This window comes from Flavobacterium sp. SM2513, assembly GCF_050908145.1.
Taxonomy (GTDB): Bacteria; Bacteroidota; Bacteroidia; order Flavobacteriales; family Flavobacteriaceae; genus Flavobacterium.
On record NZ_CP194228.1, the window covers coordinates 1,951,051 to 1,977,240 of the forward strand.

At 34.9% G+C, this 26,190-nt stretch carries 19 protein-coding genes and 3 tRNA genes; 12 read left to right on the plus strand and 10 right to left on the minus strand.

The genetic code is table 11. The annotated features are described in order from the left end of the window. The first annotated feature begins 67 nt into the window (after positions 1-67). The 4 genes from ACQ5J2_RS08125 (at position 68) to rpsT (ending at position 786) form a co-directional block, all read left to right on the plus strand. Positions 68-139 (plus strand) — tRNA-Glu (locus ACQ5J2_RS08125). Positions 140-184: 45 nt separating this feature from the next. Continuing rightward, positions 185-256 (plus strand) — tRNA-Glu (locus ACQ5J2_RS08130). A 49-nt stretch (positions 257-305) separates the two neighbouring features. Beyond that, positions 306-377, plus strand: a tRNA-Glu gene (locus tag ACQ5J2_RS08135). Between the two features lie 157 nt (positions 378-534). Continuing rightward, positions 535-786, plus strand: coding sequence for a 30S ribosomal protein S20 (gene rpsT / locus ACQ5J2_RS08140; RefSeq protein ID WP_432673234.1), 252 nt, complete (start codon positions 535-537; stop codon positions 784-786). A gap of 70 nt (positions 787-856) precedes the next feature. Here rpsT and ACQ5J2_RS08145 read toward each other — a convergent pair whose 3' ends face one another. After that, complete coding sequence (locus ACQ5J2_RS08145; RefSeq protein WP_432673235.1) at positions 857-1,270, minus strand: response regulator; 414 nt, start codon at positions 1,268-1,270, stop codon at positions 857-859. Then, entirely contained in the window at positions 1,267-2,985 is a 1,719-nt protein-coding gene (locus tag ACQ5J2_RS08150; RefSeq protein ID WP_432673236.1) for a sensor histidine kinase, read from the minus strand. The genes ACQ5J2_RS08145 and ACQ5J2_RS08150 overlap by 4 nt, the downstream gene beginning before the upstream one ends. A 175-nt stretch (positions 2,986-3,160) precedes the next feature. Here ACQ5J2_RS08150 and typA point away from each other — a divergent pair, with 175 nt between their 5' ends. From typA to xrtN, 3 genes are all read left to right on the plus strand, one after another. Next, positions 3,161-4,957 carry a translational GTPase TypA gene (gene typA, locus ACQ5J2_RS08155; RefSeq protein ID WP_432673237.1) on the plus strand — a complete coding sequence of 599 codons (1,797 nt, stop codon included), beginning with the start codon at positions 3,161-3,163 and terminating at the stop codon, positions 4,955-4,957. 415 nt (positions 4,958-5,372) lie between these two features. After that, the gene (locus ACQ5J2_RS08160) at positions 5,373-7,868 is read left to right on the plus strand and encodes an XrtN system VIT domain-containing protein (protein WP_432673238.1); all 2,496 of its coding nucleotides are present in this window, start codon (positions 5,373-5,375) and stop codon (positions 7,866-7,868) included. After that, on the plus strand, positions 7,869-9,101 hold the full coding sequence (xrtN, locus tag ACQ5J2_RS08165; protein WP_432673239.1) for an exosortase N: 1,233 nt from the start codon (positions 7,869-7,871) through the stop codon (positions 9,099-9,101). Between the two features lie 66 nt (positions 9,102-9,167). Here the strand turns inward: xrtN and lgt are convergent, their stop codons facing one another. From lgt to folE, 4 genes are all read right to left on the minus strand, one after another. Continuing rightward, positions 9,168-10,106, minus strand: a complete 939-nt coding sequence (gene lgt, locus ACQ5J2_RS08170; protein WP_432673280.1) for a prolipoprotein diacylglyceryl transferase — start codon at positions 10,104-10,106, stop codon at positions 9,168-9,170. A 56-nt stretch (positions 10,107-10,162) separates the two neighbouring features. Next, a complete protein-coding gene (gene yidD / locus ACQ5J2_RS08175) occupies positions 10,163-10,411 on the minus strand; it encodes a membrane protein insertion efficiency factor YidD (RefSeq protein WP_432673240.1) in 249 nt (82 codons plus the stop codon). A 21-nt stretch (positions 10,412-10,432) separates the two neighbouring features. Next, on the minus strand, positions 10,433-11,911 hold the full coding sequence (gene cysS / locus ACQ5J2_RS08180) for a cysteine--tRNA ligase (RefSeq protein ID WP_432673241.1): 1,479 nt from the start codon (positions 11,909-11,911) through the stop codon (positions 10,433-10,435). Positions 11,912-12,024: 113 nt separating this feature from the next. Then, entirely contained in the window at positions 12,025-12,696 is a 672-nt protein-coding gene (gene folE, locus ACQ5J2_RS08185; RefSeq protein ID WP_432673242.1) for a GTP cyclohydrolase I FolE, read from the minus strand. A 156-nt stretch (positions 12,697-12,852) separates the two neighbouring features. On the opposite strand from folE, the gene ACQ5J2_RS08190 reads away from it, so the two are divergent. Beyond that, complete coding sequence (locus tag ACQ5J2_RS08190; protein ID WP_432669921.1) at positions 12,853-18,450, plus strand: immunoglobulin domain-containing protein; 5,598 nt, start codon at positions 12,853-12,855, stop codon at positions 18,448-18,450. Between the two features lie 149 nt (positions 18,451-18,599). Here the strand turns inward: ACQ5J2_RS08190 and ACQ5J2_RS08195 are convergent, their stop codons facing one another. After that, complete coding sequence (locus tag ACQ5J2_RS08195) at positions 18,600-19,796, minus strand: pyridoxal phosphate-dependent aminotransferase (protein WP_432669922.1); 1,197 nt, start codon at positions 19,794-19,796, stop codon at positions 18,600-18,602. 116 nt (positions 19,797-19,912) lie between these two features. On the opposite strand from ACQ5J2_RS08195, the gene ACQ5J2_RS08200 reads away from it, so the two are divergent. From ACQ5J2_RS08200 to ACQ5J2_RS08215, 4 genes are all read left to right on the plus strand, one after another. After that, on the plus strand, positions 19,913-21,235 hold the full coding sequence (locus ACQ5J2_RS08200) for an aspartyl protease family protein (RefSeq protein ID WP_432669923.1): 1,323 nt from the start codon (positions 19,913-19,915) through the stop codon (positions 21,233-21,235). A gap of 84 nt (positions 21,236-21,319) precedes the next feature. Continuing rightward, positions 21,320-22,498 carry an AIR synthase related protein gene (locus tag ACQ5J2_RS08205; protein ID WP_432669924.1) on the plus strand — a complete coding sequence of 393 codons (1,179 nt, stop codon included), beginning with the start codon at positions 21,320-21,322 and terminating at the stop codon, positions 22,496-22,498. A gap of 20 nt (positions 22,499-22,518) precedes the next feature. After that, complete coding sequence (locus tag ACQ5J2_RS08210) at positions 22,519-22,878, plus strand: hypothetical protein (RefSeq protein ID WP_432669925.1); 360 nt, start codon at positions 22,519-22,521, stop codon at positions 22,876-22,878. Positions 22,879-22,917: 39 nt separating this feature from the next. Beyond that, positions 22,918-23,352, plus strand: a complete 435-nt coding sequence (locus ACQ5J2_RS08215) for a hypothetical protein (protein WP_432669926.1) — start codon at positions 22,918-22,920, stop codon at positions 23,350-23,352. 56 nt (positions 23,353-23,408) lie between these two features. Here ACQ5J2_RS08215 and ACQ5J2_RS08220 read toward each other — a convergent pair whose 3' ends face one another. From ACQ5J2_RS08220 to gldI, 3 genes are read right to left on the minus strand one after another with little or no spacing between them, the layout of a single operon-like run. Further along, positions 23,409-24,419, minus strand: coding sequence for a peptidylprolyl isomerase (locus tag ACQ5J2_RS08220; protein WP_432669927.1), 1,011 nt, complete (start codon positions 24,417-24,419; stop codon positions 23,409-23,411). Between the two features lie 20 nt (positions 24,420-24,439). Continuing rightward, on the minus strand, positions 24,440-25,540 hold the full coding sequence (locus tag ACQ5J2_RS08225) for a peptidylprolyl isomerase (protein WP_432669928.1): 1,101 nt from the start codon (positions 25,538-25,540) through the stop codon (positions 24,440-24,442). An 11-nt stretch (positions 25,541-25,551) separates the two neighbouring features. Beyond that, positions 25,552-26,190, minus strand: coding sequence for a gliding motility-associated peptidyl-prolyl isomerase GldI (gene gldI / locus ACQ5J2_RS08230; protein ID WP_432669929.1), 639 nt, complete (start codon positions 26,188-26,190; stop codon positions 25,552-25,554).

The following is a 26,190-nucleotide window of genomic DNA, read 5'->3' on the forward strand; positions in this document are numbered from 1 at the left end:
AAATTTTCACTTTAGACTTGCGTGAATAAAAAATAGTTGTATTTTTGCATCCGCATTCAGGAAGCAGGGCCCGTTCGTCTATCGGTTAGGACGCATGGTTTTCATCCATGTAAGAGCGGTTCGATTCCGCTACGGGCTACTATTTTTCTTGAGTCGAAGTTTACACTAACTATAAAAGTGATATGGCCCGTTCGTCTATCGGTTAGGACGCATGGTTTTCATCCATGTAAGAGCGGTTCGATTCCGCTACGGGCTACGAATTTAAATTGATTTTTGTCAGTTTAAAAACAAACTTAGAGAATACTGGTCCGTTCGTCTAGGGGTTAGGACGCCAAGATTTCATCTTGGTAACAGGGGTTCGATTCCCTTACGGACTACTGAATTAGTTGTAAATAAGTTTTGTAAAATAAAAAACTGGTGTCTCGGAATTTTGTTTTATTAGTTAAAACCAAAGTGATTGCATTGTAATTGTGGGAGGTTTTTCTTTTTTAACTAGTATTTATAATAATTATTACATCTAAAAATTAAAACGAAATGGCAAATCATAAGTCAGCATTAAAAAGAATCAGAAGCAACGAGAAAAGAAGAGTATTAAACAGATACCAACACAAAACTACTCGTAATGCAATTAAAGCTTTACGTTTAGCTACTGAAAAATCTGATGCTACAGCTAAATTATCAGCAGTAATTTCTATGGTAGATAAATTAGCGAAGAAAAATATTATTCACAATAATAAAGCTTCAAACTTAAAATCTAAGTTAACGAAACACGTAGCTAAATTGTAATACTTACTTTTAGTTATATATAAAGAAAAGCACTCAGGGATGAGTGCTTTTTTTATGCTTTATATTTTTCTTATTTAATTTTCTCTAATATCGTCTCTAGCATTTCTTTGGTCAAAGGTTTGGGTAAGAAAGCCGCCACCATAGGGAAGTCCTTTGATCGCTCTATGTCATTTGGATCAATAGATGAGGATAGTAATATTACTTTTGCAGCTCTATAATGATCTAGAAATAAAGTACTGCTGAATTGTTCTAAAAATTCCCAGCCATCCATTACAGGCATATTTAAATCAAGCAAAATAACCAATGGTTTTTTTGAAACAGTATTTTCTTCAATAACTTCCGGACGTTCCAAATATTGAATTGCAATTTCTCCATTTGCCGCAGTTATGACTTGAGAAGCAAAATCAGACTTGGACAAGACGAGTTTCGACAACAATAAAGCTATTGGATCATCGTCTACACAAATTACTTTTTCAAGTTTCATTCTTCTATTTTTTTAAAGTTAATCTTAAATCGCGTTCCTTTATTCACTTCACTTTCAATTTCTATGGTTCCTCCCATACTTTCAATTTGAGATTTAACGAGATAAAGTCCTAGTCCTTTACTGTCAGGATAATTGTGAAACCTTTGATAAAGACCAAATAATTTATCTTTATACTTATTTAAATCAATTCCTATCCCGTTATCTTCAAAAATTAATTCTATACCGTCTTTCTTATCAAGCAGTTCGACGCTTATTTTAGCTCTTCGTTCTAAAGATCGGTATTTTAATGAATTGGTCAGTAAGTTAAGTAAAATACTCTCTAAATACGCTTTATGGGAATAAATTTTTGCGTTTTTATCGATATTTATTTCTAATTCTGGATCATTCTGTTCTATTAAAATATTTATTTGACTTAAAACATTTGTAATGGACTCAAAAACATTTACTTCTGTTTTTCCAATGGAAGGATTGTCTCTAATGATCACTACTTTCCCTAAATCTAGAACGGTTTCATTCAATAATTTGGTTGATTTTGAGAAGCCATCGATAATTAATTGTAGCTCTTCATCTTCAATTTTCAAATCATTGGTTAAGTTCAAAAGGCCTATTAAATTAGAAAGTGGAGCTCTTAGATTGTGCGAAGTAATATATGAAAATTGGCGTAAATCTTTGTTGTTTTGTGTCAATTCTGCAATCAGCTGTTCTTTTTCTCGCTCCTGCTGCTTCTGCTCCGTGATATCTCTTTTAATTGAAATCCAATGTGTATGTTCCTTTTCTTTATTAAAAACGGGTACCATAATAAACTTCACCCAATACTTATCACTGTTTTTTCGGTACGTTGCTGTTTCAATTTCACATTCTTGCTTGTTTTCTAAACTAGAGATGAGTTGTAAATAGGCATCGCTATTTTTTTCAATGAATAAAGTGTCCAGCATCGACTTATTTATAATTTCGTCATGATTATAACCGGACATCGCCGTGTACGCTTGATTTGCAAAAACCACGTTTGGAACTACTTTTTGGGAAATATCAGCATCTGTAATAACAACGGCGTCTTTTGCGTTTGTAATAACAGTTTCTAACAACTTCAATCGCTCTTCTTCCTGTTTTTTCTTTGTAATATCCTGCATCGCACCAATCATTCGAAGGGCTTCATTGTTATTATCGGTAACTAAAAATCCACGGTCTAAAATATATTTATAAGTACCATCTTTACATTTAAAACGGTACTCGTCTTGCCATTTTTCTGAACGTTGCTCTAGAAAGGAATATAATTTTACAGACATTCGGATACTGTCCTCGGGGTGTATTCTATCAAACCACCACTGCGATGTTTCTTCAATATCGTCCTCCTCATAACCAAAAACATTTTGTATTCCTCTATTCCATGTAAATATATTAGTAGTAACACTCCAGTCCCACACCGTATCACTCGTTGCTTTAGCTACTATATCATATCGTTCTTTAGATTCTTTAATTTCATCATTAATTAATTTTTGTCGTTTGATTAGATTTATACTTGCTTTAAGATTTTCGAAAATCAAATAACGGAAAGTAAGTCCACTTATAATGATAAACAGTAGGTAAGAGCTTAAATGAAATAAAACCACATCGTCGGGGTCAGTTATGATTTGAATGACAAAACCACTGGCTATTGCCAGCAAAATGGAGACAATAATAAAAACAAGAGTAATTCTATTTGCTTTATTTTTCATTAGTTCAAATATATAGAAAATCTAAAGATTATTGTAAATTTTTCTTAATTATAGCGAATTTGAGTCCATAAAATCTGCTTGAAATTCTATTAAATACATTATTAAACAGTTAAGTCGTATTTTATTTAATATTTTTTTAAAAAAAGCGTACATTTGCACCCACAAAAAATATTAGATGGAATCTATAAGAAACATTGCAATTATTGCTCACGTCGATCACGGTAAAACTACTTTGGTGGATAAAATTATGTATCACTGTCAACTTTTTCGCGACAACGAAAATACGGGTGACTTAATCCTGGATAACAACGACTTAGAGCGTGAAAGAGGTATTACTATTACTTCTAAAAACGTTTCTGTTCAGTACAAAGGAACTAAAATTAATATTATTGACACTCCTGGTCACGCCGATTTTGGTGGAGAGGTAGAGCGTGTCCTAAACATGGCTGATGGCGTTTGTCTATTAGTTGATGCTTTTGAAGGTCCGATGCCGCAAACGCGTTTTGTACTTCAAAAAGCAATTGATTTAGGTCTTAAGCCTTGTGTCGTTATTAATAAGGTAGACAAAGAAAACTGTACGCCAGAAGAAGTTCATGAAAAAGTTTTTGACTTAATGTTTGAACTTGGTGCAGAAGAATGGCAATTGGATTTCCCTACTGTTTATGGTTCTGCTAAAAATAACTGGATGTCTGACCATTGGGAAAACGTAACTGATAATGTAGAAGCATTGTTAGATATGGTTATCGAAAATGTGCCAGCTCCTAAAGTTTCTGAAGGAACACCTCAAATGTTGATTACTTCTCTTGATTTCTCTGCTTTTACAGGTCGTATCGCTATTGGTCGTCTTGAAAGAGGTGTATTGAAAGAAGGAATGCCTATCTCATTGGTAAAAAGAGACGGAACTATATCTAAATCACGTATCAAGGAATTACATACTTTTGAAGGACTTGGTCGTAAAAAAGTACAAGAAGTAATTGCTGGAGATATTTGCGCAATCATTGGTGTGGAAGGTTTCGAAATTGGTGATACAATCGCTGATGCTGAAAACCCAGAAGGACTAAAATCTATTGCTATTGACGAGCCAACGATGAGTATGTTATTTACTATTAACGATTCACCGTTCTTTGGTAAAGAAGGTAAATTTGTAACTTCTCGTCATATTCGTGAAAGATTAACTAAAGAGTTAGAGAAAAATTTAGCCATGAAAATGGGTGAAACTGATTCTGCTGATAAATTCATGGTTTTTGGTCGTGGTGTACTTCACTTGTCTGTTCTTATTGAAACAATGAGAAGAGAAGGTTACGAAATGCAAATTGGTCAACCACAAGTTATCATCAAAGAAATTGATGGTAAAAAATGTGAGCCAATTGAGGAACTTACAATCGATTTACCAGAAACGCTTTCAGGAAGAGCTGTAGAATTTGTAACTCTTCGTAAAGGAGAAATGCTTTCTATGGAAACTAAAGGGGAACGTATGATTATAAAATTCAACATACCATCTCGTGGAATTATTGGATTGCGTAATCAATTGCTTACTGCAACTGCAGGTGAGGCTATTATGGCACACCGTTTTATTGGATACGAGCCTTACAAAGGTGAAATTGCTGGACGTAACAAAGGGTCGTTAATTTCTATGGAAAAAGGAAAAGCAATTCCTTACTCAATCGATAAATTACAAGATCGTGGTAAATTCTTCGTTGAACCAAATACTGAAATCTATGAAGGTCAAGTAATTGGAGAAAACTCTCGTGCTGATGACATGTGTGTCAACGTAACGAAAGAGAAAAAACAATCTAACGTACGTTCTTCTGGAAATGATGAAAAAGCGAGAATTATCCCGCCAATCATTTTCTCTCTTGAAGAAGCTTTAGAATACATTCAAAAAGATGAATATGTTGAGGTTACACCAAAATCTATTCGTTTGAGAAAAATATATTTGACAGAAACAGATAGAAAAAGATTCAAAGTCTAGTTACATTTTGTTATAAAAATCAAAAGCCATTCTGAAAAGAGTGGCTTTTTTTTTGTTTATTAATTTCAGGAGCTATTTCCGGCTATTCATTTCAAGTCCTCATTTGTAAAGCAATTTTTCCAATGACCGGAAAGGAGCTTCCTCTGGTCGCTCTTTTCGGTCAGGAAAAAATAAGCTTTTCTAATTCCGGGCTTTCCATGGCTATCCGGGCTACAAAGAAGACAAAGATGAAAAACAAGACTTTTTTCGGTAACATACAAAAAATCTACCTTTTTTATGCTTTAACTATTTGAAAAGCAAATGATTGTTGTAATATTAGAATTTGTTTAAAAATATCATGTAAAAAATGTCAATAGTTTGATTATTTAAATAACTTTGTAATTCAAAGTACTTTTAATAAATTAAACTTAAAAAAATGGGAGTAAGTCTAGAGTCACTTAAAAAATCTACTAGCCAAGTTGGTGTGAAATTAAGCATTGGTGTAACCGCTTTTAGCATTCTAATGCTAATAATAGCGCTGTTAGGTATTGAATTTAAAAACGAAGTAGCTGAATCACTTTGCTTTTTTGCCTTGATTGTCCAACTTTTCTACGGAGTAATCCTCTGTTTTTTAATTTTGAAAAAAAGAGAAAAATACAATCACTTGATTCCTTTTCTCTTTCTGAATTGGTTTATAGGCTGTTTTTGCACCAACGTTTTGGTTAATATCTTCGAAAATTTACCAATTTGGGTTTATGCAAGTACTTTTATTTTCTGTATTACTAATTTCTTTATTTACAGCAATTTTCGTCAAAAAATAATAACTCCTGTTTCTTATTTTTTCAATGGACTGTCCTTTGTTCTGATTATTTATTATGCAATTTACCTTATTCCAATTGCACCCTATTCTGCAATTGGAATATTGGCGCTTGGTCTTGGTTTTTATGGTTTAGTACCAATGGTTGTACTGATTATTCACTCTGCAACATTGGTTAAAGTGCTGTCTGATAATAAAAGAAACACCTACATTTTCTTTTCAGGAATAGCGACCGTTTTCTTTGGTGTAATTTTTTTTACAATTATGCTGAATGCTGAACGTAATAAAATCCAAACATATTCTGTAACAAAGTCATTTGAAAATAATGCAGATCTACCGACTTACATCACAATTTCTCAAAATCTCGAACCAAATTTTTTCAATGAAATTCTGCTAAAAAGAGACATTGTATATGTAAGTACTGAAAATTTCTTTGAATTTAGAAGCTTCAATAATTTTGGTCAAAAACAGTATAATGAACGAAAAATTCACAATCCATTCATTAACATTGGTTATGTGTTTACAAATGACTTGAATTTAAGCACTGACGACCGAATTAATATTTTAAAATCAAATTTTGATAAGCGATTAGAGACAGAAGAACAATTGTGGAGTGGTCGCGATTTGATAACTAAAAACATAAAGGAAGATGTCAAAATATACACGAAAGAACGTTTAGCTTACACAGAAATCACGATGGATATTGCTTGTGATAAAAAATCTTGGGGCCAGAAAGAAGCGATTTATTCCTTTCAACTTCCTGAGGGTTCTGTAGCAACTTCATTATCATTATGGGTCAATGGAATTGAACGAAAAGGGATTTTGACAACCAAAGAAAAAGCAGAAAAAGCATACAAACAAATTGTTGGTGTAGAAGCGCGAGACCCATCATTAATGCAGTGGAAGGAGGGAAATAGGGTAGTTGTTCGTGTTTTTCCTATTTCAAAAGATTTACCAAGAACCTTCAAGTGCGGTTTTACAACTCCATTAAAAGTAGAGGGAGAAACGATGAAATATGAGAGTTTAAATATAAAAGGACCAAATATTTCTAATGCAGAAACTGTTTCTAGAATTCAAATGGTGGGTGATGATAAATTTGAAGCTAGTAAAGTTTTCGAATTAAAAAATGGTTATTACATCAACGAATCCAAAGGTTTGGATGAATGGGATGTGAATATGGATTTGAGTAATCAATTTTATGGAACTTCATTTGTTTGGAAAGATAATGTCTACGAAATAGAACCAATTGAAAAAGAGATGGTTTCTTTTACGCCAAGCGAAATTGTTCTGGATTTGAATGCGAATTGGGATTTGGAAGAGATTAAAGAAATTGTAAAGCATAATGATAGGAACTATTTTGTTTGGCAAAATCAACAAAAGAAGGAAATAAATTCGTCAAATTATGAAGCAGTTTTTGAAGAATTTGAAAGTCTGCACTATTCATTACTACCACTTTTCAAATTGAAAGATAATAGCTTAGTCATTACCAAATCAGGAGAATTTTCTGCCAATTTTGAAGAACTGCAAACTTCTAATTATTTGTCAAAACTTAGAAAGCGAACAAAAAATAGAAATTTGAAAGTCATTAATATTTCTAATGAAATCAACCCATTTTGGCAAACTGTAAAAGAGCAAAAATATGTGGATTATTTAAAAACAGATTTAGAAAATACTCTAAAATTAATTCAAAACAATCAATTTGTTTCTTTTCCTACAGCTGAAAACTCCGTTATTATTGAATCTTCAAATTGTGTTATTCGGGAGAAAAGTAAAACTTCAGCTGCATCAAATGGTTCTAATCATATCTTTAGAATGTATGCTTTTGGAAAAGTTTTAGAGGAACAAGTGGCGATACAGGATGATTCTTTATTGCAAAATAAATATGTTGATTTGGCGAAAGAGGCAAATATTGTTACTCCAATTTCGTCTTTAATCGTTCTAGAAACAGATGCGGATTATGAGACGCATGGAATTGAAAAGAACGTGAATACATTAGGGAATGCTTCGATGAATAACGACGGGGCGGTTCCAGAACCTCATGAATGGTTATTGATTACTGTAGGATTAGGTGTGATTGCTTTCTATTATAAAAAATCTAAAAAGCAAATAGCGTAAATGAAAGTGCTAAATCAAAATATAAAATATCTCGTCATCATCGGTTTGATTTTGCTTTTTGTAGTGAATTATTCGATACTGGTTTTAGGTTTTAGTAGTGATTTTTTTGGAATTGTTTTTTCAGTACTACTATTTTTTATTGGAGGAAGAAAAACAACTTTAAAAGTAAATTATCTGTTGATTGGTTTGATAGTAATTTTGGAATTTATCAGTTTCCGGCTTCATACTAAATCATTGCACTTTTTAGCACTGATGTTATTCGCTTGCTTGGTTTATTATGAATTTACCAAGAAGTTTTCGTTTATAGCCTTGCTTTGTATTTTGCTGTTTTCTACCGTTTTTAGTAAATTCTTTGAACACATGACTACAGAAATCAAACAATCATTATGCGAAAATGTGTATGTTGTTCTCAATAATTTCATAAATATTGATAGAATAGAAGGCGTTAATTTTTACATCAACGGTGCTAAAATATCTATAGATACGGCTTGCATGGGTTTGGCAATGTTCAAGACGGGATTACTGATTGGCGCGATTTTACTGACATTGGAAGAACGAAAACAGAAGCTGTATTTTTCGGTTTTTCAAATTGTAAGTTTTAGTATTGCAGTCGTCGTCTTGAATATAATTTCTAATTATTTTAGAATAATTACGTTGATTTTACTGAATTGTACCGAAGAAAATACGCTACATCATACCATTGGATTAACCTGTTTTATAATTTATCAAGTAATTCCGATGTTGTTGTTAATTCGTTTTTTGAAGCCCAAAAGCGTTGAAATGAATGTTATTAAATCGCAAAGAAGTTTGGTATTGATATTATCTGCTTTCTTAATTATGGTAGTGACAAGTATCGAAATGAAAAGCGATTTGAATTATGATTTACTTGTCAACTTGGATTCGAAATACGACATCAAAAAAGGAGTTTGGGTTGATAACGAAGTTTTTAAAATAGAAACCTACGACAAACTGATTTACATAAAAACGCCATCTCATAAACCGCTTATTTGCTGGACAGGAACTGGCTACAAAATCACTGAATCGAGAGAAGTTGTAATAGAAAATGAATTGATTTGGTTCAATAAAATGGAGAAAGATAACGTCAATTATCAATCTTTGTGGTGGTATGAATGCGACGGAAAAAAATATACTTCATTTATAGAAGTCATGTTGATTCGCTTGATATATCCAAAACCAATTCGGCTTATAAATGAGACGAGTATCATTAAGTAACAAAAAAACCGAAGACTTTAAAGCTCCGGTTTTCTGTTTTTTAAAAATAATATTTTAAACTTTTTTTTACATATAAGTTACCTTCTTTGCTTTCACAATAAAAAACAAACCGATTATTATAAAAGGAATACTCAACCATTGTCCAGTTGAAAGCAAGCCTAAAACAGATTCGAATCCGCCTTGACTTTCTTTTACAAATTCCACAATAAATCGAACGGTAAAGAGTAAAACTAAGAACAATCCAAACAATAAACCTTGTTTCTCTTTCATATCAGTTTTCCAATATCCGTAAAACAATACTAGGAAAACAAAAATATAACCAAATGCTTCGTATAACTGAGATGGATGTCTGAACGGAATTGCCGCTAAAACATCACTAAATTTACTGTTGTTTTCCAATGCATGAAAAGCAGCATCCTGACTTGGAACGCCGGTAATTTGTTCCACATTTCTTCCCGCCCAAAATTCGTCTTCACGAACAAATTTCACAGCATAAAAATTATCTCCAGAAGTGGTATGTCCATAAATTTCAGAGTTGAAAAAGTTTCCCAGTCGTACGAAAATTGCACCACTTGCTACAGGAATAACTACGCGGTCTAAAACCCATAATAAAGGTCTTTTCATTACTTTTTTGCTGAAATAAAACATAAAAATAATGATTGCAATTGCTGCACCATGACTTGCTAATCCACTAAAACCTGTAAACTGAAATTCTGGTTGCGTCTTGAACGGAAGGAAAACACTTATTGGGTCTTGTGAGAATAATTCCGGTTGGTAAAAAATAACGTGACCTAACCGTGCACCAAGTAAAGTAGCAATAACAGTCCAAATAAACAATGAATCTAATTTTTCAATTGGTTCATTTTCACGCTCAAAAATGTGCTTCATTATGTACCATCCCAATCCAAAAGCAATGACGAACATCAGGCTGTAGTAGCGAACCATGAAAAAACCTAAATCTATTCCTTGCGAAGGATTCCAAACTATTCCAAGTATATGCATTATTCTATATTTTTTTTGTAAAAATAGATTTTTGTAACCAAATTCTATTTAAAATTGTATTAATGTTTATGATTGCAATTTTTAGGAGGAACGGGGTCGTAACCGCGTTTCCCCCAAGGATGACAACTCAAAATACGTTTTGCACCCAAAAACCCACCTTTAAATAACCCATGAATTTGCAAGGCTTCCAACGTATATTGTGAACAAGTGGGTTCAAAACGACAAGCGGAAGGTAAAAAGGGAGAAATTCCCAATTGATAAAACCGGATCAATAGAATAAATGGTGTTATCAATATTTTTTTAAGCATAAAGTGAATGTCAAATGAGTGTTATAATGAAAAAGTGGTGCCGTCTTTTCCGTCTTTCAACTGAATTCCTAATTCAGTCAATTGGTTACGAATTACATCTGACATGGCAAAATCTTTGTTGGCTCGAGCCAAATTTCGCATATCTATCAATATATTTACTAAACCTTCCACTTTATCCGAATTTTCGGCGGTATCTTTTACATTTTCTAAACCTAAAACATCAAAAATAAAGGCTTCAAATGTAGTTTTGAAATCGGCTAAATCAATTGCAGTTAGTGTTGCTGTTCCTTCTTTCATCAAGTTGATAAAACGTACACCTTCAAAAAGTTGGGCAATTAAAATTGGAGTGTTAAAGTCGTCATTCATTGCATCATAACAATCTTGTTTCCACTTGGAAACATCCAGTGAAGATTTGGCTTGACCTGAAATTTCTTTTAAGGTAGAAACCGCTTCCATCAATCGATTATAACCTTTTTCGGCAGCCACAATTGCATCATCAGAAAAGTCAAGAACGCTACGGTAATGTGCTTGAAGCATGAAAAATCGCGTTACCGATGCTGAAAATGATTTACTTAAAATGGTGTTGTCTCCTGATAAAATTTCGCCAGGCAAAATATTATTTCCTGTCGACTTTGCCATTTTTTTACCATTTAAAGTCAACATATTGGTATGCATCCAGTAATTTACAGGTGATTGTCCTTTCGAAGCTTGATTTTGAGCAATTTCACATTCGTGATGCGGAAATTTCAAATCCAATCCGCCACCGTGTATGTCAAAATGATTCCCTAAATATTTAGTGCTCATTGCGGTACATTCTAAATGCCAACCCGGAAAACCATCGCTCCAAGGTGAAGGCCATCTCATTATGTGTTGTGGCTCGGCTTTTTTCCAAAGCGCAAAATCTTGCGGATTTCGTTTATCACTTTGTCCATCAAGTGTTCGAGAATTTGATAACATATCTTCTAAATTCCGACCACTTAAAATACCATAATGATTTGATTCATTGTATTTTTTTACGTCAAAATAGACCGAACCATTTGAAATGTAACCAAAGCCATTATTAATAATTTCCTTAATTACTTGAATTTGCTCAATTAAATGTCCGGTTGCCGTTGGTTCAATACTTGGTGGTAGAAAATTAAAACGCCTCAATATATCGTGAAAATCAATCGAATAGCGTTGCACAATTTCCATCGGTTCCAGTTCTTCCAAACGTGCTTTTTTGGCAATTTTATCTTCGCCTTCATCCACATCATCCACAATATGACCCACATCCGTAATGTTCCTCACATAACGAACCTTATAATCCAAATGTAGAAAATACCGATAAATCACGTCAAAAGACATAAAAGTTCGCACATTTCCCAAATGCACATTGCTGTAAACGGTTGGCCCACAAACATACATCCCTACATTTCCATCGTGAATAGGTGTAAATAACTCTTTTTCACCAGAAAGGGAATTATAAATTTTGAGTGACTGATTTTTATGTAATGACATTTTTGTTTATTTTTTAGGAGCTATTTCCTGCTATCCGTTTCAATCTTTAGTTTTTTAAAGGAAAAAACTAAAGGATTTCCACTACTATCAGGGCTAGGGGTTCCGTCTTCGAATTAAAATTTCGTCTCCATCTGAATGTAATCCAGAAATTCACGTTTGGTATCCTTGTCTTTGAATTTTCCACCAAACTCAGAAGTTACGGTGCTACTTTCAATATCACGAATACCTCTCGAATTAACGCAAAGGTGTTTGGCGTCAATTACACAAGCAACATCTTCCGTATTCAAAGCTTTCTGAAGTTCTTGTACAATTTGCATGGTCAAGCGTTCCTGAACTTGTGGACGTTTGGCAAAATAATCAACAATCCGGTTCATTTTGGATAAACCAATTACGCGACCACTTGAAATATACGCAATATGAGCTCTACCTATAATAGGTAACAAATGGTGTTCACAAGTGGAGTAGAGGGTGATGTTTTTTTCAACCAGCATCTCGCCGTACTTGTAATTGTTGTCAAAAGTAGAAGCACTCGGTTTCTTTGCAGGATTTAAGCCGCCAAAAAGTTCTTTTACAAACATTTTTGCAACCCTATTTGGTGTACCTTTTATACTGTCGTCATTTAGGTCCATTCCTAAGGTTTGTAAAATCTTTTCGACATCAACTTTAATTGATTCGATTTTTTGTTCGTCAGATAGTTCAAAAGCATCTTTTCTAACGGGATTTTCGGCACTCGTTGCAATGTGATTGTTTCCAATTTCGTCTTGCAAATCGTTGGTATTTATCATTAACGGGAGATATTATATTGTCTTAAAAAGTAAAGCAGCAAAGGTAAATAATTATATCTTAAGAATTTCTAAAGGTGTTAAAATTTAAAATTAAACAAATCACAATAATTTATACGTTTTTTTTTTGTAAATTTCGACGCCTAAATTAATTTTAATATGAAAAATAATTACCTTATAACGATTATAGCGATGCTTGCTAGTTGGTGTTCTTATGCACAATTTGAACCAAGTGAGGCACCAGTAGCAATCATAGAAGTTGAAGAATATTCACCTCCATGCTATCCCACGGACTGTACAACTTTAAATGCGGAATACTTTAAAATTAAGCCTACGAATACTTACGAAGTAAAGCCTCTTACATATCAAAATTTATATAGTTATACAGGAGGTACTGTTTTAAATATTACTTCAAGTGATGATATTTGGTCTCCCGTTTTCAATTTGCCATTTAAGTTTTGTTTCTATGGACAAATTTATGATAAAGTAATCATGGGTTCCAATGGAGTAATCAGTTTTGACACGGGTGCAGCAGGTGGTTATTGTCCATGGTCATTTAATTCCGCTATTCCTAATACAGGTTTTCCAGTTAAAAATGCCATTTATGGTGTTTATCAAGATACGGATATGAGAACTCCTGCAGTTGTGCAAAATCCAGCAATCCAAAATATTAATTATTATGCAGGAGGTACGGCGCCAAATCGGTATTTTGTGGCTAATTTTAACCGTTTGCCACAATTTAGTTGTGGAGGAAATTTAGGGGACTCTGACCAAAACCCTAGTGATACAGATACAGGATTATCTACGACTCAAATCGTAATTTATGAAACTACAAATATTATTGATGTAATTGTTTATAAGCGAGTCCCTTGTAATTCATGGCAAAGTGGTAGAGGTGTTATTGGATTGCAAAATGCTGCAGGTACAAGTGGAATTGCACCACCTTTAAGAAACACTGGTAATTGGTCTGTTTTAGGAACAGCGGCAAGTCCATCAGAAGCTTGGCGTTTTTTTCCAAATGGTAATGACCCAACTCCACCCTTAGTTTTAATTGAGTGGTTTGATGAAGCGGGCAATTTTATTGGTAATGGTACAAATGTTACTTTACCAAATGGGGATTCTACAAATAATATTGAAGTTTGTCCTACTGAAAATCAAACATATACTGTTAGGGCTACTTATGATCGTTGTGGTCAAACCGATACCGTTATTGTTGAAGATACAGTATTAGTTGAAATAGCAGATCCGTTGGTTGGTATCGACCCTGTTGATTTGATTTTCTGTAATGATGAATATCCAGCTACGGTAAATGTAAATCAAGACACTTATATTTTAGATGGAGCTGATCCATTTGATTATGAAATTTTGTATTTTTTAAATTTAGTAGATGCAGAAAACCAAGCAGATTCAAATCAAATACCTACCGTTAATGGAGTGACTAATATTGTCATTAATGATGACGACCCAGTTACAATTTACTCTTTAATTAGAGGAGCTTTTGGAGGTGTTTGTACGAATATTCGTCCATTTACAGTTGAAGTAGGAACTCCAAAAGGTGATTTTACCTATCCTGAAGATGCAACTGATGTGGATGTGGATACTTCAACTTTTTGTTTCAATTCTAATAGTGCTTTAGCACCCGTTTTAGATCCAGACGATGGATTGACTGAAGGAGGAACATACACTGTAGATCCACCAACAGGACTTACAATAGATCCTACTACCGGAGTTCTAGATTTAACTGGTGCGGTTGCAGGAACATATACGATTAATTATGATATTGAAGAAAACACTGATCCGGGAGGATGTCCGGCATTTAATGCAAATACAATAGTAATTATTGAATCGTGTATCGATGCAACAGTAGCTAATTCTGGCCCTTTTTGTCAAGGAACAGCAACTTTTGAATTAACTACAACATATACCGAGCCACCAGGTGGAGCAACAACCTATGAATGGACCGATAATGACGGAACAATTGTTTCAACGGTTCAAAATCCAGTAGGTGTTGCTGTTCCAGCTGCTGCAGGTTCATATACTTATAGTCTAGTTATTACTCAAAATGGAGCGGATTCGGAAGAATTTACAACAGTCTTAATCGTACATCCAACTCCAGAGGCAAGTTTTGTTTCGAGTTCAACAACGATTTGTACCAATTCTTCTACAACTATAACTTTCACGGGTACGCCAGGAGCTGAATTGAGTTTTACCAATGGAACAGATACTTACGACGTTACCTTTGATACTTCAGGCAATGCGGAGTTTATTACACCAGTTTTGGCAAATAATACCACTTATACTTTAGTTGATGTTACAGGAAATACAACTCCAGCATGTTCGGCAACGTTAAATGCTTCGATAACAATTACCGTTGGTTTACCAACGGCATCCATTGTTGGGTTTACCAATTCAATTTCAGTAATTTGTTCCGGAACAGGAACAGGATTAGAGATTCAAGGAACACCAAATGCAGTAGTTAGTTATACTAAAGATGGCGTGGCTCAAACAGATGTCATACTTTCAAGTACAGGAATATTTACAATTCCAACTGGAGATTTAACAGTCACGGCTACAACGACGTATACGTATGCTTTGACAAACGTAGAAAGTACGCCTACACCGCCAGCGGTTTCATGTTCAGATACAATTACAGGAGAAACGGCAACCTTAACAGTAAATGCATTACCGACGGCATCATTTACAGCAGTTTCTACAACAGTATGTGAAGGAACAGCAGCTACGTTGAATTTCACAGGAACGCCAAATGCTACGGTAACGTATAACAATGGAACAACTGATTTAACAACAATATTAAGTAATTCGGGAACATCAACAGTAACAACGGCGTTGCTTTCGGCAACAACGACCTTTACATTAGTAAGTGCCGAGGTAACAAATACGGTACTTTGTTCAAACACATTAACAGGAAGTATTATTATTACAATTGATGAAGAACCAATAATTACGACACAGCCAGTTGGAGATACGATTTGCATAAACGGAACACACACTTTTACAGTAGTTGCAACAGGAGCTAATTTAACGTACCAATGGTATAAAAATGGAGCAGGAAATCCAATTGCATCAGCAACAAACGCAAGTTATACGGTTGCAAATGCAACAGCGGCAAGTGCAGGAAATTATACGGTAGTTGTAACAGGAACCTGTGGTTTACCTGTAACATCAAGTGCAGTCACTTTAGTAATTACACAAGAAACAATCATTACAAACCAACCACAAGCATCAACAACCGTTTGTGTAGGTCAACCGCTTAATTTAAGTGTAGCGGCAACAGGAACTGATATAGCTTACCAATGGTTTTTAGGAACAACTTCTTTAGCAGGAGAAACAAATCCATCGTTAAATATAGCTTCAGCCACAACAGCTGATGCAGGAACATACACGGTTGTAATTACAAATTCATGTCAAGCAGTAAACAGTGCTAATGCAGTTGTTATTGTAAATGAGTTACCAGCGATCACTACGCAGCCAATAGGAACTACGATTTGTGAAGGAGAAGGAATAAGTTTGAGTGTTACAGCAACAGGAACAGGATTGACTTACCAATGGTTTAGAAATGGAACAATTGCGATTCCATCCGCCACTTCAGCTACTTATGCAGATGCATCGGTATCACTTGCTGAAGCAGGAAACTATACAGTTAGAGTAAGTGGCGCTTGTACACCAGCGGTAACTTCATCAATTGCAGTAATCAATGTAAACCAAGGAGTTACTCTCGCACAACAACCTGTGGCTAGTACAACTGTTTGTGTGGGACAGCCAATCAATTTAAGTGTAACAGCAACAGGAACGAACCTAACCTACCAATGGTATAGAGGAACAACTTCTTTAACAGGAAAAACAAATTCAACATTAAATATAGCTTCCGCCACAACAGCTGACGCAGGGACGTACACGGTTGTAGTTACAAATCCATGTCAAGGAGTAACAAGTGGAAATGCAGTGGTTATTGTAAATGAGTTACCTGTTATAACAGTCCAGCCGATTGGAGCAACCATTTGTGAAGAACAAGGAATTAGTTTGAGTGTAACAGCAACAGGAACAGGATTAACGTACCAATGGTTTAGAAACGGAAATCTACTTCCAGTAACTACGGCAACCTATAATGATGCTTCAGTAACACTTGCCGAGGCAGGAAACTATACTGTAAAAGTGAGTGGTGCATGTGCACCAGCGGTAACATCTGCCATTGCGGTAATAAATGTTAACCAAGGAGCTACTTTCAATTCACAACCCGTAGCAAGTACAATCGTATGTTCGGGAGAACCAGTATCTTTATCAATAGCCACTACAGGTGGAACAGGAGTAAGTTACCAATGGTTTAAAGGAAGTACAGCAATCGCAGGAGCGACCGGAACAACTTACACGATGAGTTCAACAGTTGTAGCCGATTCAGGAAGTTATACCTGTGTAGTCACAGTTGCTTCTTGCGGAACAAAAACATCAAATGCAGCGGTAGTTGTAGTTAATCAAGCGCCAGCGATTACGACACAACCACAAGGTAAAGAAATTTGTGTGGGAGAAAATGTTACTTTCGAAGTAGTAGCTACCGGAACTAATTTGACCTACCAATGGTACAAAGGAACAACAGCGATTTCAGGAGCAACAACAAGCAACTACACGATTTCAAATACAGTAGAGGCTGATAGTGGCAATTACTACTGTACCATAAAAAGTGCTTCTTGTCCAGATATCAATACCAATGTAGTCGCTTTATTAGTAAAACCATTACCATTTGCAACCATTTCTCAAGGAAATCCATCCACAATTTGTCAAGGACAAAGTACCCAAGTGATTTTCAATGGAACAGCAGGAGCGGTGGTGATTTATACCATCAACGGCGGAACACCAGAAACCATTACTTTGAATGCAAACGTACCAACCATTTTACCAACTGGAATTTTAGATGAGACAACGGTGTATGAATTAGTAAGTGTTACTTATACAGGAGCCAACGCTTGTTCGCAAAACTTAACAGGTTCAGCAACAGTGACGGTTAATCCATTGCCAAGTGTAATTTTAGAAGATGGATTTATTTGTATCGACCCGGTAACATTAGCAACGACAAGAATTTACAGATTGGATACGGAATTAAACGAAGCTGATTTTACATTCGCGTGGTTTGATGAAAACGGACCAATAGCAGGTCAAACGTACAGTTACTACGACGTAGATACTGTAGGACAATACGGCGTTACCATCACTGATATTGTAACAGGATGTCAATCATCGGCATTTGCCAATGTAGATTCTTCATCACCACCAACAGACTTCACTTATACCGTAAGCGGATTCTTTGCAGATAATCCAACAGTGGTTATTACAGCAACACCAATGGGAGATTACGAGTATCAATTGGATTACGGACCATTTCAAGAAAGCAATGTTTTTGATAACATTTCGGCAGGACAACATACCATTACCGTACGTGATCCACAAGCTTGTGATGTACTTACAAAAAGCGTGTTGATAATAGATTATCCAAAATATTTCACGCCAAATGGAGATGGGATAAATGATACATGGACTATCGAAACAATAGATAAAATTTCATTTAATAAAATTTACATTTTCGATAGGTTTGGAAAACTCGTTAAAGAGATGACTGCTGCAGGTGCTTGGGATGGAACTTATAACGGACAAGAACTTCCTGCAACCGATTATTGGTTTACAATTAACTATGAAGAGGCGGCAGTCAACAAAGAATTTAGAGCACATTTTTCATTAAAACGATAACTCTAAAATCAATATTGTTTAGAAAAAGATGTAATGAAAATTACATCTTTTTTTTATACCTAATTATTGAGGACGACTTAAAAAGAAGTCAAAAAAATAAGGCTTTACGAAAGTAAAGCCTTATCAGTAATATTGAATTTTAAAGATAATTATCTTGCGTTATAAACGGCAATTGCATCTTTTAAAATCTCGACACTTCTAATCAAATCTTCTTTTTTAAGAACGTAAGCAATTCTAACTTCATTCAAGCCAATCCCTGGCGTTGAATAAAACCCAGCTGCTGGAGCGACCATGACGGTTTCTCCGTTTAAATCGTACGACTCTAGCATCCATTGTGCAAATGTATCTGCATTGTCAATAGGCAAGCTAGCGATACAATAAAAAGCACCATTTGGATTTCCTACTTTTACACCTTCAATTTTATTTAAACCTGCAACTAAAACGTCACGTCTTTCTTTGTATTCCTCAATAACTTCGTCAAAATAGCTTTGAGGAGTTTCAAGAGCCGCTTCACTCGCAATTTGTGCAAATGTAGGCGGACTTAATCTTGCTTGCGCAAATTTCATTGCAGCACCCATTACTGCTGCATTTTTAGAAACGATACAACCAATTCTCGCTCCACACATGCTGTAACGTTTTGAAACGGAGTCAATCATAATCGCATGTTCTTCTAAACCAGGAACGTTTAAAACAGAGTGGTGTTTTTCGGAATCATCGTATATAAATTCACGATATACTTCATCTGCAATTAAAAACAAATCATGTTTTTTAACTACTTCTGCAAGTTTCAAAATATCTTCGTGCGAATATAATTTCCCAGTTGGATTGCCTGGATTACAAATCAAAATTGCTTTTGTTCTTGGAGTTATCAATTTCTCAAACTCTTCGATTTTTGGCAACTCAAAATTGTTTTCGATTGTGGTAGTTACAGGAATTACAGTCGCACCTGAAGCTACTGCAAATCCATTATAATTGGCATAAAAGGGTTCTGGAATGATAATTTCATCACCAGCATCCATTGTACTTCCGATAGCAAACATCAACGCTTCTGAACCTCCAGTTGTGATGATGATGTCTTTAACATCAACGGGTAAATCGTGACTTTTGTAGTACGCAGAAAGTTTCGTTCTGTAACTTTCAAATCCAGCAGAGTGACTGTATTCCAAAACTGTAATGTCAGCATTTTTCACCGCTTCTAGTGCCACTTCGGGTGTTTTAATATCGGGTTGTCCAATGTTTAGATGGTACACTTTATGTCCCTTTTTCTTTGCTATTTCTGAATAGGGAACCAATTTTCTAATTGGCGATTCAGGCATGGCTAAACCTTTGTTTGAAATCTTTGGCATAATTATAAAATTTGATGTGCAAAAGTCTGAATTTTTTTCTACTAAAGCCAATATTTTAACGGAGTAATACAAGGAATTAACACATTTCTTAGTATTTTTAAACAAAGAATTTATGGATGAAAATTATTATTACTTTTTGTTTTTCTTTAGTGTTATTTTTTTCAGGCACTGCCCAAGAAAGTTTTGATTTCGAAAGCTCAAAACACCGCATAAAGTTGCCTTTCAAATTAGTAAATAACCTCATAATTCTTCCCGTAAAAGTGAACGGTATTTCGCTTAACTTTCTTGTCGATACTGGAATAGAAGAAACAATTTTATTTAGTTTAGACGATAAAAAAGAAATCCCTCTGTATGATATTGAAAAAATTAAACTCAAAGGCCTTGGAAGTCAAGAGCCTATAGAAGGTTTAAAAGCATATAGAAATATGCTATCAGTTAAGGGCTTGGAATTTAAAAATCAAGAAATTGTCGTTATTTTAGATCAAGGATTTAATTTCTCATCAGCTTTAGGCATTGAAGTTAATGGCATTATTGGGCATCATTTTTTCAGTCAAGGAGTTGTAAAAATTGACTACAACAGAAAAAGAATCATTCTTTATAATCCGAAAAAGTACCAGGAAAAAAAAGTGCTTTCGAAATTTGAAGCATTTGATTTTACATTAATTGATGCGAAGCCTTACATTAGTATGCAAGTGCAAATAGAAGACAAAACATTTGATGCAAAATGCCTGATTGATTCGGGCAATAGTGATGCATTATGGTTGTTTCAAGGTAAGAGTGATGATATAATAATTCCAGATAAGCATATTGACGATTATTTAGGACGGGGTTTTAGCGGTGATGTTTTTGGAAAAAAAGCAAAAATTAATACGCTATCGTTAGCAAATTACAATTTTCAGGATGTGGTTACTTCATTTCCGGATACACTTTCATTTGCTAATTTAAAGTTAGTGGATGGGAGATTCGGCTCAATTGGAGGTGAATTTTTACGGCGTTTCAACGTTATACTTGATTATCCAAATCAGAAATTATATTTACAAAAAAGCAAGTATTATAAAGATAAGTTTACCTACAACACTACAGGAATTACAGTTCATCACGCCGGACTTCAATGGTATCAAGAAGACCTCAAGATGGACGGTTTAGTAATGAGCCAAGATTTGATTCAAACTAAAAGTTTCGTAACAGATTTGAAGTATAATTTCAAACTTATCCCAATTTATGAAATACTGAATATTCGTAAAAATTCTACTGCAGAAAAGGTTGGTTTAAAAATTGGAGACGAAATTCTCAGAATAAATGGAAATAGTACATTTCAAATGAAATTAGAAAAAATTAACGAGTTTTTGAAAGGAGACGATAAAGAAGAAGTTACAATTGTGATATTAAGAAATGGAAATCAGCTTACATTTAATTTCAAAATCGTTGATTTATTGTGAAATTTGACTCTAGGTTAGAAAGTTTCTCCTTGTCCAACTTTCAATTTATACCTACATTTGCCCCACAACTACACAACACAATTTATGAGTTCTGACAACAGTAAAAGATATGCGCTTCGAGGTGTTTCGGCATCTAAAGAAGACGTTCACAACGCGATAAAAAACATTGATAAAGGTTTGTTTCCGCAAGCGTTTTGTAAAATTGTTCCTGATTATTTAACCAACGACGACGATTATTGCTTGATTATGCATGCAGATGGAGCAGGAACAAAATCCTCGTTGGCGTACATGTATTGGAAAGAAACGGGTGATTTATCGGTTTGGAAAGGGATTGCTCAAGATGCCTTAATTATGAATATTGATGATTTGATTTGTGTAGGTGCGACCGATAATATCATGCTTTCGTCAACTATTGGAAGAAATAAAAACTTGATTCCTGGCGAAGTTTTATCCGCAATTATCAACGGGACCGAAGAAATAATTGAAGAATTAAAAACATTCGGTGTTAATATCCATTCCACAGGTGGCGAAACCGCTGATGTGGGTGATGTGGTTCGTACCATTATTGTAGATTCTACCGTTACGGCTCGAATGAAACGCAAAGATGTTATTGACAACGCAAATATTCAAGCGGGTGATGTAATTGTTGGACTAGCCTCTTCTGGTCAAGCCAATTATGAGAAAAGTTACAACGGCGGAATGGGTAGTAACGGATTGACTTCAGCTCGTCATGATGTTTTTGACCACTATTTGGCCACAAAATATCCAGAGAGTTTTGATGCTGCAGTTCCTAGAGAACTTGTTTACTCGGGGAAAGTCAAATTGACGGATTCAGTTGAAAATTCACCTATAGATGCTGGAAAATTAGTGCTTTCGCCAACGCGAACATACGCTCCTATTATCAAGAAAATTCTGAGTCAATTTTCATCCAAAGAGATTCACGGAATGGTGCATTGCAGTGGTGGAGCACAAACTAAAGTGTTGCATTTTGTAAAAGAGGTTCACGTAATAAAAGACAACTTATTCCCGATTCCACCTTTGTTTAAATTGATTCAACAACAATCACTAACCGATTGGAAAGAAATGTATCAAGTCTTCAATTGTGGTCATCGAATGGAATTGTACGTTCCTGCAGAGGTCGCTCAGGAAATTATTGAAATTTCTGAATCCTATGGTGTTGAAGCCCAAATTGTGGGTAGAGTGGAAGCTTCTGATTCGAAAAAGCTTACCATTAAAAGTGAATTTGGAACTTTTGAATATTAATAAATCCTAAATCTAAACCTATGTACGAATTGCTTTTCTGGAAATATGAAGAAGGTGTCTATCTCAACCACCATGAAGTTTATGAAGCTTTAGATGACAACGAAGCAGTGGAAGGTTTGGAATTATTACAGGTAGATGTAATCGTGAATCGCATCAATTCTGTTTTCTCAAAATGGGAACGGGTGGACGATAACAGTTGGAAAAACAACGAAGGTCCGGGAGCATTTTGTGTAAAAACGACTCCGAATTCAGTGAAAATTGAATGTTACGGAACGGCAGGAAGTACGATGGATAAATTAGTTGATGTTTTGGACGAATATAAATGTCCGCTTTACGACCCTCAAGTTCCACAACGTTACGACGAAATGTACGAAGGGTAATTTTTACGAGCCTGATTAAAACGATAAAATAGATTTGAAATGAAAATAAATTTAAAGAACGGAATTGATAAATTGCTTTTTGGAATGCTTCAAAAAGATGTAGTTGCCATTTATGGAAAACCTACAAAGTCGTATAAAGATGAAGATGAAAACGTGATTTTGTTGTACAACGACCAGAAATTCCGATTGACTTTTTATGTAGAAGAAGATTTGAAATTAGGCTATATCGTTAGTTCTAACGAAGATTTGCAACTTGAGGGACAGAAAATTATTGGTAAAACAATGGAAGTTGTAAAGAAGGATTTAGCGCCAAAAGGGCTTAAAACTTGGGACGAAGAATCGTTTGATACGTTCGAAAATTACTTCAATGAAGATTTCTGGATGATTGTGCAAACGGAATTTGGATATGCTGTAAAAGTAGAACTTGGAGCAATCATCAAGAACGATGAATTCGAATGGAAGTTCAAAAAATAAAAGCATAAAAAAACCCTCAATTTATTGAGGGTTTTTTTATGCGTTCACAAGAACTTTTATTTATTGATTTTAATCAATTCAATTTCAAAAATCAAATCGCTTTTTGCCGGAATTACATTTCCCATGCCTCTTTCGCCGTAAGCCAAGTTATAAGGAACATAAAATTTATATTTAGAGCCTTCAGGCATCAATTGCAAGCCTTCAACCCATCCTGGAATTACTTGGTGTAAATTGAAATCAATAGGTTCGCCACGTTTGACGCTACTGTCAAATTCAGTCCCGTTAGTAAGCGTCCCTGCATAATGTACTTTCACATTACTTGTCATTACGGGCTTTTCGCCAGTACCTTCTGTAATAACAATGTACTTCAATCCAGTTGCAGTTGTTTTTCCTTTTTCAAATTCTTTTAAAACTGCAGCATTCATTATTTCTCGCTCTTTAGCTTCTTTAATGGCGGCAATTTTATCTGCTTCATTTGCGGCAGCAAATACCTTTACGGCGTTGAATTTCTTTGCATCAGCCCCTTTACGAACGATAGTTACTTTAGTCATCACATCATTTTGTACAATCTGATTTACTACGTCCATTCCTGAAACCACTTTTCCAAATACAGTGTGTTTTCCATCTAAATGTGGCGTCGGTTTATGGGTAATAAAAAATTGACTTCCGTTTGTATTAAGACCTGAATTTGCCATCGACAATATTCCAGCAGAATCATGTTTTAAGTCTGTAAATTCATCTTTAAATTTATAACCTGGGTCACCAGAACCTGTGCCTAAAGGATCGCCTCCTTGAATCATGAAATCATTGATAACACGGTGAAATTTCAAACCATCATAAAATGGTTTTCCTTTAAATGTAGCAGTTACATCAGGATTATTACCTTCTGCTAAACTGATAAAATTGGCAACCGTTACCGGAGTTTTTTTATAATTTAAGTCAATTGTGATTTTACCTTTGTTGGTTTCAATTTCCGCAAAAATTCCTTCGCTAGAATCGCTCTTTTTTTGCGCAAAAGTCGATAAAGTGGCAAAAAATAGCACAGCTGTTAAAAATTTTATTTTCATTTGTACATTTATTTTAAAAATTAATTATTCGGTTTTTCCATTATAGTTATATCAAAAATCAACGGCGTATTTGGTGGAATTAATCCATTTCCCGCTCCTGCTTCTCCATATGCTAAATTAGCGGGTATGAAAAGTAAAGCGCGGTCACCGAAAGAAAGTTTTTCCAAACCTTCTATAAAACCAGGAATCATTCCTTCTTTTCTGCCAGCCTGAAATGCCAATGGTGCATAACCGCCTTGTGCTTTTCGAGCTTCGTCAAACTTTCCAAAATCTTTCGCCACTTGTTCGATGCTACTGTCAAATAACGTTCCGTTTTCGAAAAATCCCGCATAATGAATGAAAATTTGTGTTCCATTTGTCGGTTTCTTGCCCGAACCTTTTTCGATGATTGTGTATTTTAAACCTGTTGGACTTTTAATTGCTTCTGCTTTACTTTTTTCGAATAGAGCTACTTTTTCTTCTAATACGGGTTGGTATTTATCGGAATACTCTTTTTCCATTTGCTTTACTTCATTCGCACTATTGTTGAAATAATCCGTAAAAACTTTCACAGCATCGAATTTTTTAGCCTCTTTTCCTTTTCTAATGATGGTTATAGAAACAATGCTGTCGTCTTGCACCACTTTATTTACAGTTTCCATCCCTGTAAGAACCACATGGCCAAAAACCGTATGCTTCCCGTCTAACCAAGGAGTTGGAACATGGGTAATGAAGAATTGACTTCCATTGGTTCCTGGACCAGAATTGGCCATAGATAAAATTCCTGGAGTGTCGTGTCGCAAATCAGTGATTTCATCTTTGAACTTATATCCTGCATCTCCCGAACCATTTCCTAACGGGTCACCACCCTGAATCATAAAATTAGCCAATACCCGGTGAAATTTCAATCCATTATAAAAGGGTTTGTTGCGTAAATTTTCGGTGACAAAGGCATTTTTCCCTTCTGCAAGTGAAACAAAATTAGCAACAGTAACCGGTGTTTTTTCAAATTCTAATTCGGCGAGTATTGTTCCTTTAGAAGTAACAATTTCAGCATATAAGCCGTCTGGTAAATCGGGATATTTATCTTTGCAAGAAAATAAAGTAGCCGTTAAGAGTACTAAAATAAGACGTGTTTTCATTTTTAAAATAATTATTCTGGTTTAATTTCTTCTGTCGATGTTGTTGGTGATTCCGCCTTTTTTACGGGTGCACTAACTTTTGGTTGCTTTTCAGTTCGCGCTACTGCTTCGGGTTTAAAATCTCTTAAATTCACTGTAACGATTAAGGGTAAATTTGGTGGAATTCTATCATTGTCTCCTCTGTATCCGTGACCTAAATGAGATGGAAAAAGAAAGCTGACTTTCTCATTCTTGTTCATCAATTTTATTCCGTCACGCAATCCCATCAAGATATTTTGTTTATCAACAAGGTACGTTTGCGGTTTTAATTCTACTTCAGAATAAATAATGTTACCTTTTAAATCGGTAATTTCATAGTCAAAAAATGCGACATCACCTCGTTTTGGTGTCAATGTATCTGTCGTGTTTTCCATTTCGTAGTAATACCAATACCCTTTTGTGGAGGCAATATATTTTCGTTCGGGATGGTTTTTAATCAAAGAATCAATTAACGCTTCTTCATTTGCAATTAATTTAATATTTCTGTTTACTGATTCTTTCATGAACTTACCTGAAGTTTGCGTAAGCGGTCGTCTTGCTTGTTGTTGTGAACAACTTGCCAGTAAAACAGCAATGGCAACTGGAATTATAATTCGAATATTGAACTGCAT